Source organism: Luteibacter sp. OK325 (assembly GCF_003050935.1).
GTDB lineage: Bacteria > Pseudomonadota > Gammaproteobacteria > Xanthomonadales > Rhodanobacteraceae > Luteibacter.
In genome coordinates this window covers 58907-71938 of record NZ_QAOX01000015.1, presented here as the reverse complement: position 1 = coordinate 71938, position 13032 = coordinate 58907, and the positions used below count along the sequence as shown (strand labels likewise).

At 65.1% G+C, this 13032-nt stretch carries 10 protein-coding genes and 1 tRNA gene; 4 read left to right on the top strand and 7 right to left on the bottom strand.

Translation table 11 applies throughout. The features are described 5' to 3' along the window. Positions 1-246: 246 nt before the first annotated feature. The 6 genes from C8J98_RS21520 to C8J98_RS21495 all read right to left on the bottom strand — a co-directional run bounded on the left by C8J98_RS21520 (position 247) and on the right by C8J98_RS21495 (position 8910). Positions 247-1983, bottom strand: a complete 1737-nt coding sequence (locus C8J98_RS21520) for a diguanylate cyclase (protein WP_107915948.1) — start codon at positions 1981-1983, stop codon at positions 247-249. 171 nt (positions 1984-2154) lie between these two features. Further along, positions 2155-4320 (bottom strand): polyphosphate kinase 1, encoded by a 2166-nt coding sequence (gene ppk1 / locus C8J98_RS21515; protein WP_107915946.1) that lies wholly within the window; start codon positions 4318-4320, stop codon positions 2155-2157. Between the two features lie 192 nt (positions 4321-4512). Beyond that, positions 4513-5532: a UDP-N-acetylmuramate dehydrogenase gene (gene murB, locus C8J98_RS21510; protein ID WP_107915956.1), complete on the bottom strand. Its 1020-nt coding sequence runs from the start codon at positions 5530-5532 to the stop codon at positions 4513-4515. A gap of 20 nt (positions 5533-5552) precedes the next feature. Then, positions 5553-6581 (bottom strand): quinone-dependent dihydroorotate dehydrogenase, encoded by a 1029-nt coding sequence (locus C8J98_RS21505; RefSeq protein ID WP_107915944.1) that lies wholly within the window; start codon positions 6579-6581, stop codon positions 5553-5555. Between the two features lie 10 nt (positions 6582-6591). Then, complete coding sequence (locus tag C8J98_RS21500; protein ID WP_107915942.1) at positions 6592-7359, bottom strand: class I SAM-dependent methyltransferase; 768 nt, start codon at positions 7357-7359, stop codon at positions 6592-6594. A 15-nt stretch (positions 7360-7374) separates the two neighbouring features. Continuing rightward, positions 7375-8910, bottom strand: coding sequence for an aldehyde dehydrogenase family protein (locus tag C8J98_RS21495; RefSeq protein WP_107915940.1), 1536 nt, complete (start codon positions 8908-8910; stop codon positions 7375-7377). 208 nt (positions 8911-9118) lie between these two features. Between C8J98_RS21495 and C8J98_RS21490 the strand changes: the two genes are divergently transcribed. From C8J98_RS21490 to C8J98_RS21475, 4 genes are all read left to right on the top strand, one after another. Further along, positions 9119-9379, top strand: coding sequence for a hypothetical protein (locus C8J98_RS21490; RefSeq protein WP_146171697.1), 261 nt, complete (start codon positions 9119-9121; stop codon positions 9377-9379). Between the two features lie 77 nt (positions 9380-9456). Next, complete coding sequence (locus C8J98_RS21485; protein ID WP_107915936.1) at positions 9457-9888, top strand: GFA family protein; 432 nt, start codon at positions 9457-9459, stop codon at positions 9886-9888. A gap of 58 nt (positions 9889-9946) precedes the next feature. Continuing rightward, a tRNA-Arg gene (locus C8J98_RS21480) sits at positions 9947-10023 on the top strand. 79 nt (positions 10024-10102) lie between these two features. Beyond that, positions 10103-11479, top strand: coding sequence for an FAD-containing oxidoreductase (locus C8J98_RS21475; protein WP_107915934.1), 1377 nt, complete (start codon positions 10103-10105; stop codon positions 11477-11479). Positions 11480-11589: 110 nt separating this feature from the next. Here the strand turns inward: C8J98_RS21475 and C8J98_RS21470 are convergent, their stop codons facing one another. Further along, a complete protein-coding gene (locus tag C8J98_RS21470; protein ID WP_107915932.1) occupies positions 11590-13020 on the bottom strand; it encodes a phospholipase in 1431 nt (476 codons plus the stop codon). Positions 13021-13032 lie beyond the last annotated feature (12 nt).

Sequence of the window (13032 nt, the reverse complement as noted above, 5' to 3'; positions counted from 1 at the left end):
CTGCACTCGCGGCTAAACGACATCCCGCCAGCGCTCTTCGAGCGCCTGGCGGCTCAGGCTCCTACGCAGGTGTCCAGAAAAGCTTGACCACTGCAATTCATCGGCGATGCTCGTGTGCGGAAGCCGCTCGTGTGTGTGGGAGCCGCTTCAGCGGCGAAGGGGTGCTCGCGACAACCTGGCCCGCTGCCGCGGGTTCGCCGATGAATCGGCTCCTACATGCGGGGATCCCACCTGAGCGGGGTTCGGCTACCGCGTCTTGAACTCGTTCCGCCGAACCAGCGTCGGCCCGGCGGGTCCTGAACACACCACCTGGTTGCGCCCGCTCAACTTCGCCGCGTACATCGCGGCGTCGGCGCGCTCGATCAACGACTGCACCGTATCGGCTGCCGAGCGCATGGCTACGCCGATCGACACGGTCAGCAGGTCGTCGTTCTGCGGTTGACCCGTATGGACGTCCAGACGATGCACGCGGCGGCACAGTCGCGTGGCGATCTGCACGGCATTTTCCTTGTCCACGCCCTGCAGCAAGGCCACGAACTCCTCGCCGCCGAAGCGCCCGAGCAGGTCGGTCGGGCGTAGCTCGTCGCGCAGGGCCGCGGCCACCGCAACCAGGGCGCGATCCCCCGTGGCATGGCCGTAGCAGTCGTTGAGTGACTTGAAGTGGTCGAGGTCGAGGAAGAGCAGGGCGATGGGCCGTGCCATGCCCTGCTCGAGCACCTGCAGGGAGGCCTCGGTCCACGCGCGACGGTTCAGTACGCCGGTGAGAGGATCGCTATCGGCGAGCTGGCGGGCCCTGTCGCGGTCGTGCCGAATGGTAAGTGCGCGGTCGGACAAGCCGATCGAGAGAACGATCGCCTCGAACGCGCCCACCGCGATCGCGGCGTCCGGAAGCCAGGGCGCACCGGCCAGCATTCCCTGCTGTTGCGCGCCACACAGCGCGGTAAGTACCAGCAGCGGCGTCCAGCCGACCAGGAAGAACCAGGCATGGCGTGAGCCGCGTACGGCGGCGGTCGCGCCGGTGACCAGTAGCAGCAGGGCGCCAAGCAACAGTAGCGGCTGCAGCAGCAGTTGCGAGGTGTCGACCAGTACGCCGATGCCCGTGGCGCGCAGCACGGTCAATAGCGGCATGCCGATGGCGAAAGCCAGCACGGGGATTCGCAGCAAGGGCACGTAGTCGTCGACCTTGGCGAAGCGCAGCATGAACAGTGCGGCGAACGATACAGAGAGTGCCGTCGCTGCCGCGCCGAGCGTGTCCGCCATGCCGGCCAGGGACTGGATTTCCAGGGGATGGAAGACGTAGCCGGACTTCAGGCCCTGGATCAATGCGTAGCAGAGCAAGTACGCCACGTACCAGCCGAAGGTCATGTCGCGCAGGATCAGCGCGAAGCACAACGCCATCAGGGCCATCGTCATCATCACGGCAAAGCAGGCCGTCGCGAACACCACCCAACCGCCATCTTCGCGGAGGTAATCGCGCCAGGGCTCCACGGTCATCGTGACCGCGCCGGGCGGCATCGTGGTCGGTTCGAACCGGAGCAGCAGCGGGCGTGATGCCGGAAGGGAGGCTGGTATCTCGAAGATCAGCCGGCCATGGCCGTGAAGTGCCGGACCGAAGTCCTCGACGGACGTGCCGGCGACCGGGCCGTTTTCGTTGTACAGCGTTACCGCGCCCAGGCCCGGCGTGCGGATGCTCAGAACCCGGTTGCCGCTGCTCCACGGAGGCAGGGTGCGCAGGATGACCCAGGTGCCGGACGGCGAGTCAGGGAAGACCTGCATGCGCGAGGGATCGAACGCAGCCAGTGGGCGGCTTTCCACCTCGCGCAGAACATCGGCGGGGTTATCGCCAGGATGGGCTTCCCGCCAGTTGCCGGCCAGCGTTTCGGCGGAGGCCGAGGCGGCAACGATCGAAAGCAGGCAACACAACACCGTCGCCTGCAGGAGGCGATGGAAAATTCCTTGCTGCCCTTTGTCCGAAAAACCCATGCCGAGTCCCAAGACAACACCTGCTGCGCGTCGCCGTGGACGCGCGGCATGGATCCGACGTGTTTCGTGTGAAACCCCCCGTCTCCCCCATCCCACGGCAGTTTCATTGTGCCGTGGGAAGGCCGAGTCTGTCGCCTCGGCCGTTCGGGTTAGGTGAAGGCGCCGGCCGGATCAGGCCGGCGTGGGCGCCACCACGCCGCCGAAGCGCTCCAGCAATTGCATCTGGGCGTCCCGGACCGGCTGGCCGGCGGTCGGTTGTGTCAGCACGTAGGTCCCGTCGGGCTGCTGCATCCAGGCCGAGTGGTTGTCGGTCAGGTAGGTGTCCAGTTCACGCCGGACCCGCTGCTTCAGCTTCTTGCCTTCGATGGGGAAGCAGGTCTCCACGCGACGCTCGAGGTTGCGCTCCATGAGATCGGCGCTGGCCAGGTAGAGGTCCGGCTCGCCATCGTTGTGGAACCAGTACACGCGGCTGTGCTCGAGGAAGCGACCGACCACCGAGCGGACGCGGATATTCTGCGACACCCCGGGCACGCCTGCGCGCAGGCAGCACATGCCGCGCACGATCAGTTCCACCTTCACGCCCGCCTGGCTGGCGCGGTACAGGGCACGGATGACCTTGGCGTCGGTGATCGCGTTGATCTTGCAGATGATCTCGGCCTTCTTGCCCGCCGCGGCATTGGCGGCTTCGCGCGCGATGAGGTCGAGCAGGCCCTTTTTCAGGGTGAACGGCGCATAGAGCATGCGCTTCATCTTTAGCGCCTTGCCCATGCCGGTCAGCAAGCGGAAGAGGCGGTGGACGTCGTCGCACAGGGCTTCGTCCGAGGTGAGCAGGCTGTAATCGGTGTAGAGGCGCGCGTTGCCCGAATGGTAGTTGCCCGTGCCCAGGTGTGCGTAGCTGACCAGCTTGCCGTTTTCACGGCGCTGCACAAGCATGAGCTTGGCGTGTGTCTTCACCCCGACCACGCCATAGGTGATCACCGCGCCGGCCTGCTGCAGGCGCGAGGCGAGGCTGAGGTTGGACTCTTCGTCGAATCGCGCACGCAACTCGACCACCGCCGTGACTTCCTTGCCCGAGCGCGCCGCCTCGACCAGTGCATCGACGATTTCCGAGTTGGCGCCGCTTCGATAGAGGGTCTGCTTGATCGTCAGCACCTGGGGATCCTTCGCTGCCTGACGCAGGAAGTCGACCACGGGCGAGAACGATTCGAACGGGTGGTAAAGCAGGACATCCTGCTTGCCGATGACCGTGAACATATCCTCGGCTTCGGCCAGCACCTTGGGCAGGGCAGGCACGAAGGTCGGGAATTGCAGGCGCGCGTATTGCGGCTGCAGGGTCATCTCGAACAGGCGCGCCAGGTTCACCGGACCGTTCACTTCGTAGAGAGCCGCCGGTTCCAGCGCGTACTGCTTCATCAGGTAATCGACGAGTTTCTTCGGGCAGTTGTCGGCCACTTCCAGGCGCACGGCATCGCCATAGCGGCGCGAGAACAGCTCGCCGCGCAGCGTGCGTGCCAGGTCCTCGACGTCTTCAGGGTCGATGGTCAGGTCGGCGTTGCGGGTCAGGCGGAACTGATAGGAACCGAGCACGCGCATGCCGGGGAACAGGTCGTCCGCATGCGCGTGGATGATCGACGACAGCAGCACATAGTTGTCGCCGCCTTCGCAGATCTCGTCCGGCATGCGGATGAGTCGCGGCAGGATGCGCGGTGCAGGGACGATCGCCAGGCCGGAATCGCGGCCGAACGCGTCGGTGCCTTCCAGTTGCACGATGAAGTTCAGGCTCTTGTTGACCAGGCGCGGAAAGGGATGCGTGGGATCCAGGCCGATCGGCGTGATCAACGGCGCCACTTCGTGGCGGAAATAGCGGCGCACCCAAAGCTTCTGCTTGTGCGACCACTGGTTGCGCCGGACGATGCGGATGCCTTCGTCGGCCAGCGCGGGAAGAATCTTCTCGTTGAGAATGGCGTATTGCCGCTCGATCTGCCGGTGTGCGATCTCGGCGATCTCGGCCAGCGCGCGGCGCGGCGGGATACCGTCGGCACCGATCATTTCGTGGTCGAAGGCAATCTGCTGCTTCAGGCCGGCGACGCGGATCTCGAAGAACTCGTCCATGTTGGACGAGAAGATCAGCAGGAACTTGAGCCGTTCGATCAGCGGCTTGGACTCGTCCAGCGCCTGGTCCAGCACGCGGATGTTGAACTGCAGCTGCGACAGCTCACGATGGATGTAAAGGCTGCTGTCGTTGAGGTCGATAGCCGGCAGCTCCGGCGGCGGCGCCTGGGGAGGCTTGGCGGCGGGCACCTTCGGCAGGGCGGTCGACTCGGTGGGGGGCGTCATCGTATCCAGGGCGTCGTCCTCATCGCGGATCGCGACGCCTCATGGTACGCCGCCAGATGAGCATATGACCGCGGTTTGACACCACCGTGACATCGCCCTGTGGGAGCCGATTCATCGGCGATGGGTGCTCGCGGCAACCTGGGCCGCTAGCGCGGGATGGCCGATGAATCGGCTCCTACATGGAGCACGCCATCACACCACCAGGGGTTCGGGCTCCAGCGTGACGCCGAACTTCGCCTCGACACCCGCGATCACTTTCCGGGCGAATGCCCACAGCTGTGGCCCGGTCGCCTTGCCGTGGTTGACCAGCACCAGCGCATGGCGATTCGAGATGCCGGCATCCCCGTCGCGTTCACCCTTGAATCCCGCCGCCTCGATGAGCCAGCCGGCCGAGATCTTCGAGGTGCCGCCTGTGTGTGGCCATACAGGCAGCCCCGGATGGGCGAGCGCGAGCGCATCGGCTTTCGTCGCGCCGATGATGGGGTTCTTGAAGAAACTCCCGGCGTTACCGATCACGGCCGGGTCGGGCAGCTTGCGCGAGCGCAGGCGGACCACCGCTTCGGCCACGTGGTAGGGCGTGGCGCGTTCCACGCCCATTTTCGCCACTTCGTCGCGAATACCCGCGTAGTCGAGCGATAGCGGACGCTCTCGCGGCAGCGCGAACGTCACGGCGACGACGATCCAGCGACCGGCCTGTTGCTTAAAGGTGGAATCGCGATACGAGAAGGCACACGCCGCCTTGTCGAGCACCACGAACTCGCCCTGGTGCGTGTCCCACGCCTCGACGGTGTCGATGAACTCAGCCACCTCGACACCATAAGCGCCGATATTCTGGATCGGCGATGCACCTACCGTTCCCGGAATGAGGATGAGGTTCTCAAGCCCCGCATAACCCTGGCCAAGCGACCAGCGCACGAAATCGTCCCAGCGCTCACCCGCAGCCACGCGAATCAGCACGCGATCGTCACGCTGGAAGGTTTCCACGCCACGGGTGGCCATGGCCAGTACGGTGCCGTCGAAGTCACCGCCGATGAGCATGTTGCTGCCTTCGCCGAGCACCAGGACCTTGCCGTCGCGAATAGCGGGGTAGGCGAGGATGTCCGGAAGTCGGGTCGGGTCGCGCACTTCGGCCAGCAACTTCGCCCGCGCATTCACGCGCAAGGTGTTGCGTCCGCCGAGCGGCGCATCGCTGGTCAGCGTGAAGCCGCCCATGTCGATCGGCGCGTTGTTGATCATGCGACCACTCCGCGGCGACGGATCTCAGCGACCGCCTCGGCGATGAGCTTGGGGCCGCGATAGACCAGGCCGGAATAGACCTGCACGAGCGAGGCGCCGGCTTCGATCTTCTCCGCGGCCGTGTCGCCGTCGAGGATGCCACCGACGCCGACGATCGGCAGCTTGCCGGCCAGACGCGTCGCCATGCCACGCAGCATGGTCGTGGATTTTTCGAACAGCGGCCGGCCCGAGAGTCCACCGGTTTCGTGTGCGTTCGGATCGCCAGCCACCGTGTCGCGGTCGGTCGTCGTATTGGTGCAGATCACGCCGTCGATGCCGGAGGCGAGCAGCACCTCGGCGATCGCATCGAGTTCGGTGTCGGTGAGGTCCGGTGCGATCTTCAGCAGCATCGGCTTGCGTTTGCCGTGCTGGCTGGCCAGGCGTTCCTGGGCTTCGCGCAGCGTGCCGATGAAACGGCGCAGGGTCTCTTCTTCCTGCAAGTCGCGCAGGCCCTGCGTATTCGGCGAGGAGATGTTCACCGTGATGTAGGTAGCCAACGGATACGCGCGCTCGAGGCACAGCAGGTAATCGTCGATGGCCCGCTCATTGGGCGTGTCCTTGTTCTTGCCGATGTTGATGCCGAGCACACCGCGGAACGTGGCTTTCTCCACGTTGCGCACGAGGGCATCGATGCCGCCATTGTTGAACCCGAGGCGGTTGATCACCGCTTCGTGGTTCGGCAGGCGGAACATGCGCGGCTTGTCGTTCCCCGATTGTGGCCGCGGCGTTACCGTGCCGATCTCGACAAAACCGAAGCCCAGCGCGGCCAGGCCATCGAGGTGTTCGCCATTCTTGTCGAGCCCGGCGGCCAGACCGACGGGATTCGGAAAGTCGATATCGAACACGTGCACAGGTAGCGGGGCGGGTGGCGTTGCGATCAGGCCGGACAAACCGCTCCGCTGGGCCACGTCGGACGCGTACAGCGTAAGGCCGTGTGCGGTCTCGGCGTCGAGGGCGAACAGAAGGGGGCGGATCAACTCGTACATGGCGTGGTCGTCAGGGCGTGAGGTGGCCCGCGAACACGCGGGTGTCGTAATCGTAGGCGACCGTGCCTTCGTCCTGCGTGGCGTTGAACAGCGAGCGCAGTGCGAACAGCAGCGGTTCGTGATTGGGATGGCCTGCCTTGGGCATGTAAGAGGACGACATCGTCCGGCCGAGCAGGGCATCGTAGTCGAGCTTCTGCCCGTGCGGGAACGACGCCATGCCGCGATAGCCGTGACCGTACCAGCGCGCCATCGTCTCGTCGTCCGCATAGCGCTCGGCCACGCTGACATAGTCGATGCCGTATTCATGAAGCAAGCGCTCATAACCTTCGAGGAACGGCGTGCCCTTCAGGCGGCGTGTGTTCCAGAACACCACGGCAAGGCCGCGGGGGCTCAGCACACGCGCGAATTCGCGTTTCACTTTGTCCTGATCGAACCAGTGAAACGCCTGGGCGACCGTGACCAGATCCACGCTGCCACTGTCCAGCCCGGTAGCTTCCGCCGTGCCGTCGACAGCATGGAAGCGGCCTTCACCGCCCAGCCACTGCACGGCCGCCGCGCGCATGGCGACGTTCGGCTCGACAGCGGTCACGCGGTGGCCGCTGTCGAGGAACAACTTGCTGGAAATGCCGGTGCCGGCGCCGACATCGGCGACGGTCCAGTCAGCAGTCACGCCCAGGCTGTGCAGCCAGCCGATCAACGCCTGCGGGTAATCCGGCCGGTAGCGGACATAGTCCTCGACGCGGTCGGAGAAGCGATCCGTGGAGCGCAAATCGGTCATGGCCTCACCCGTTCGTCAGAAGTCGAACTTGATGCCCTGGGCCAGCGGCAGCGCGTCCGAATAGTTGATGGTGTTGGTCTGGCGGCGCATGTACACCTTCCAGGCATCCGAGCCGGACTCGCGACCGCCGCCGGTTTCCTTCTCGCCACCGAACGCGCCACCGATTTCCGCACCCGAGGTGCCGATGTTCACGTTGGCGATGCCGCAATCCGAACCGGCTGCCGACAGATACTGCTCGGCGCCCTTGAGATCCTGCGTGAAGATGGCCGACGACAGGCCCTGCGGTACGGCATTCTGCTGGGCGATGGCTTCGTCCAGGGTGTCGAACGGCATCACGTAGAGGATCGGGGCGAAGGTTTCGGTCTGCACGACGGTGTCGGTGTTCTTCAGGCCGGTGACGATCGTCGGCAGCACGAAGTTGCCCTTGCGGTCAGCCAGCGCCTTGCCGCCCGTGCGCACGGTGCCGCCGGCAGCCTTGGCCTGCTCGATCGCGGCAAGGAAAGCGGTGACGGCTTCGGGGCTGTTGAGCGGGCCCATCAGCGTGGTCGACAGGGTCGGGTCGCCGATTTTCTGCTCGACCTGGCCATAGGCCTTGACCAGCGTGTCGACGACGGCATCGTGGATGGACGAATGCACGAGGACGCGGCGTGTGCTGGTGCAGCGCTGGCCGGCCGTGCCGACGGCGCCGAAGACGATCGCCGGGATGGCCAGCTTCAGGTCGGCGGACTTGTCCAGGATGATGGCGTTATTGCCGCCCAGCTCGAGCAGGCTGCGACCCATGCGGCGCGACACGCGCTCACCGACCATGCGGCCGACCTTGGTCGAGCCGGTGAAGCTGATCAGCGGGATGCGCTTGTCGTCGACGAAGGTCTGGGCCAGCTCGGTGCCGGCGTCGTTGAAGAGGAAGAACAGGTCCGGGAAGCCGGCGTCTTTCAGGGCTTCGTTGCAGATCTTCATGGTGGCGATAGCCGAGAGCGGGGTCTTCGGCGACGGCTTCCACAGGCAGATATCGCCGCAGATGGCGGCCAGGAAGGCGTTCCAGGCCCACACGGCCACCGGGAAATTGAACGCGCTGACGATACCGACCAGGCCGACCGGGTGCCACTGCTCGTACATGCGGTGGCCCGGGCGCTCCGAATGCATGGTGTAGCCGTAGAGCATGCGGCTCTGGCCCACCGCGAAATCGGCGATATCGATCATTTCCTGCACTTCGCCGTCGCCTTCCGGCTTGATCTTGCCCATTTCCAGGGCAACCAGCGAACCGAGGGCGTCCTTGTGCTTACGCAGGGCCTCACCGCACAGGCGCACGGCTTCGCCGCGGCGCGGGGCGGGCGTGGTGCGCCAGACCGCATAGGCTTCCTGCGCGCGCTGCACGATCGTCTCGTAATCGGTCGCGCTGGTGGCCTGGACCGTCGCAATCACTTCGCCCGTGGCCGGATTGACCGGGGTCAGGGTGCCGGCGCCGGTGGTGGAAGCCCATTCGCCGCGGCCAAGGTAGGTGCCGGATTCGGTGGTCTTGAGGCCGAGCGCTGCGAGGATCTTGCCGGACATGAAAGCTTCTCCGTTGACGACGCGCCGACAGGGTGCCGGCGCGACTGGGTAAAACCGCGATTCTAGCAAACGGACCCTTCACACTCCGTTGTGCGGCGCGGGACGGATGTCTGCGGGGCGTCGTTATCGTCGGAGGTTCCGAAGACCCTGCGGTCACCGTCGCAAGTCCATGCTGTTTCTGTGTTTCTTCACAAGGCAGATGGCGCCCATGTCGCGGATCTATGAGATTCCCTATCACCCTGATGACAGCCACCGCTGGCCCGTGAGCGTCGATGGCCGGGTGATTTCACGCTTCGACAGCCGCTTCGAGGCCCTGCGGTCGGCCGTCAACCAGGCCGCCGCCGAGGGGGGCGACACGAGCATCGGGGTGGAGGGCGCCGATGGCATATGGCGACCGTTCGGGGGTGACGCCAAGCGGCCGGCGCGGGTGCCACCCATGCCGGGACGGCGTTTGAGGGCCGTTCGCTAGGTAAGGCGCCACTTCATTGCCATGAACTCGGGATCAACGCGATTTATCATGGGCCGGTGTCCCAACCCGGCCTGACTATGCTCCCCGACATCACCGAGACCCGCGGCGCCTGTCATTGCGGCGCTGTCCGTTTTACCGTGAAGCTCTCCGACGGCCTGCGCACCGCGCGGCGCTGCAACTGCTCGTACTGCCGCATGCGTGGGGCCGTCGCGGTCTCCGCCGAACTCGACGGTATCAAGATCGAGCAGGGGAAGGATGTGCTGACCGAATACCAGTTCAACACGGGGACAGCGAAGCATTATTTTTGCTCTGCATGCGGTATCTACACGTTCCACCAACGGCGCTCGAACAGCGCACAGTACGGGGTGAATGTCGCATGCCTCGAGGGGATCAGTCCGTTCGATTTCGATGAAGTGCCCGTGCTGGACGGCGTGAATCATCCGGCGGATAGCGGTCGTAAGGCGGGGGCGCAGGTCGGGGTGTTGCGTTACGTGGCTGTGGATTCCTGATCGTTAACTCCCGTCAGGGTTTCTGTCTCATGGTCGCCTCCGGTATCCTCACGCCCTTGGCCCCGTAGCTCAGCTGGATAGAGCGTCCCCCTCCTAAGGGGAAGGTCGCCCGTTCGAATCGGGCCGGGGTCACCATCTCAGGGTTTTCGTGCAAGGCGGTTGCCAGCAGCTCGGGTTACCCTCCAAGGGTCATCTACCCGCCGGAGCCCTGCCCATGACCCGCACCTTCGACGCCATCATCGTGGGGGCCGGTCAGGCCGGGCCCGCACTGGCTGGACGCCTGACGGGCCTGGGCAAGACAGTCGCCATAATCGAGCGCCATCTGGTTGGCGGCACCTGCGTCAATACCGGCTGCAAACCCACCAAGACCCTTGTCGCCAGTGCCTGCGCTGCCCGCTTTGCGCAGCGCGGGGCCGAGTACGGCATCGGCGTTGGACCCATCACCATCGATATGCCCGTCGTGGCGGCGCGTGCGCAGAAGGTCATTCTGGATTCGCGCAAGGGCAACGAGGACTGGCTGGCGTCGATGCCGGGGCTCACGCTCATTCGCGGGCATGCGCGGTTCACCGGTCCCCGACAGATTGAGGTGAACGGCGAAACGCTCGAGGCACCTCAGCTTTTCCTCAACGTGGGCGGTCGCGCCAACGTCCCTGACTTTCCGGGCGTCGACCAGGTCGATTACCTAACCAACACCACGATCATTCCGCTGCAGGCCGTGCCCGGACACCTCGTGGTGGTCGGCGGCAGCTACATCGGCCTCGAATTCGCCCAGATGTTCCGGCGCTTCGGTGCCGAGGTCACCATCGTGGAGAAGAACGCCAGGCTGGTCAGTCGCGAAGACGAAGACGTCTCGGCGGAGATCCGTGCATTCCTCGAAGCGGAGGGCATCGCCGTGCGAACGGATGCCTGCTGCATCACCCTGGCGAAGCACGAGCGCGGCGTGAAAGTCGGCGTGGATTGCACGGAGGGCGCGCCCGAAGTCGTCGGTACGCACGTATTGCTTGCCGTTGGCCGCCGTCCGAATACGGACGACCTGGGCCTGGACAAGGCCGGCGTCGAGATGGACGAGAAGGGCTACATCAAAGTCGACGATCACCTGAAGACCAGCGCCGAAGGCATCTGGGCGATGGGCGATTGCAACGGCAAGGGCGCATTCACGCACACCGCCTGGAACGACTACGAGATCGTGGCGGCGAACCTGCTCGACGGCGAGGAGCGCAAGGTCAGCGATCGCATTCTCGGTTACGCGCTTTATGTGGATCCGCCGCTGGGTCGCGTCGGTATGACCGAAGCACAGGCGCGCAAGTCGGGTCGGCCCTTGCTGGTGTCGAAGCGTCTGATGACGCGCGTCGGGCGGGCCGTCGAGAAAGCCGAAACGTGGGGCTTCATGAAGATAGTCGCCGATGCGGAAACCAAGAAGATTCTCGGCGCGGCTATCCTGGGTACGGGCGGTGACGAAGCGATCCACGGCATTCTTGACATGATGAATGCGGATGCATCGATCGGGACGTTGCAGTGGGCCATGCCGATTCATCCCACGGTGTCGGAACTCATTCCAACCCTGGTCGGCGATCTCGCGCCCGCCGGCTGACGGCTTTTTCTGTAGGAGCCGATTCATCGGCGATCCCGCGCAGCGGGCCAGGTCATCGCAGCATCCATCGCCGATGAATCGGTTCCTACATCAAGTCAGGTCAGCGCCCATCAAGCCAGGTCGGCTCCAGGGAGAGGGCGCTGGAAATCCTCGGCAACCAGGTTCTGCGTCAGGCGGAACACGCCTTCGGCGACGCGGCGGGAAAGAACCACATCGACGATCGTCGTTTCGTGCGGACCGAGTGCGTCTAGCAGGTCGTCGGCGTGGGCGGTGCTGGCCACCATGTGTCGGATGAGGCCCGTAAGGTCGACCGGCTCGATGCGCACGCCGTAGGGGCGATGCGGCTGCAGTGGATCACGCAGGGTCTTGTGCGGATCGCGTGGATCCACGATCGCAGCCTCACCGGCAAGCACCGCGCGATTGAGGAACATCGCCACCGTCGCCGGGCTTCGCGAATTGGCCTGCCGGTCCAGCATGAAGCCTTGCGGTAGATGATCGGGCGAGGCTTCGGGGCCGGCCGTCAGCTGAAACTGCGTGGTGACCAAGGGCTCACCGCGATCGTCCACAAGGCGAAAGATCATCAGGCTGCGCGGGTCGTGGATGTGTACGCGTGGCGAAAACAGGGCGGGCTCCAGTTCCACACGGTTGGCGTCGCGCTGCGCGTTCTCGCTGGCGAACGCGTTGCACAGCGCCGTGTATGCCGCCGCGGAATCCACGGCGAGGCAGCGCACGATGGCATCGATGGTGAGCGGTGACGGTGGCTCGGCGCCCATGATGCCCTGCTTGCTTCCCGAGTGTGAAAGCCCCGCCAGCATCTTGAATGCCGTGCGCGGCGCGCGCGTCAACGTCATTGACAGTGTGGCTGACGCACCGGACTGTGCGAGCACGCAATGCGTGGCGTTGAGATTGGCCGCGGCGAGACGGACGACGCCATCCGAACCATCTTCGCCGGTATACGAATTGACCACGTCGTAGAGACTACGATCGGGTCGGTCGCCGATCAGCGAGAACAAATACGTACCACTCACCGCCGCATCCTTGCCGTGGATGACGTCGAGATTTTGTGCCACGGACTCGGGGCTGCCGAGTTCGAGCCAGTTGAGGATGCGTTGGCCCGGCTCGACGCCGTCGAACCAGGCCTTCAGGCGGCCGACAACGCTCTTGCCCAGTTTCGCCAGCGCGGAGCCGAAGTGCGCGGGCGCGAGCATGACCACGCGCCCGAGATGGATTGGTGCATACAGCGTCGGGTGCTCACGCTGGGCGCGAAGCCAGGCCATGACCACGGGGCCACCGGTGGAATGGGTGACGCAGTCGAAGCGACCATCCGGTAGCGCCAGTCCACGCAGGGCGTGATCGAAGGCACGGACGATGTCGTCCATACCCACGGCGTCATCGAAGGTGACGTATTCGGAGAGGTGGATATCCAGCACCCGCAGCGTCGAGCCTGCCTGGGCCGCACGGTCGCGCAAGGTTGCCGGCAGGCTGCCGTACGTCGAGGTATTGGTAACGCTCCAGCCGTGCACGAACACCAGGGTGGTCATACGAGGTTACCT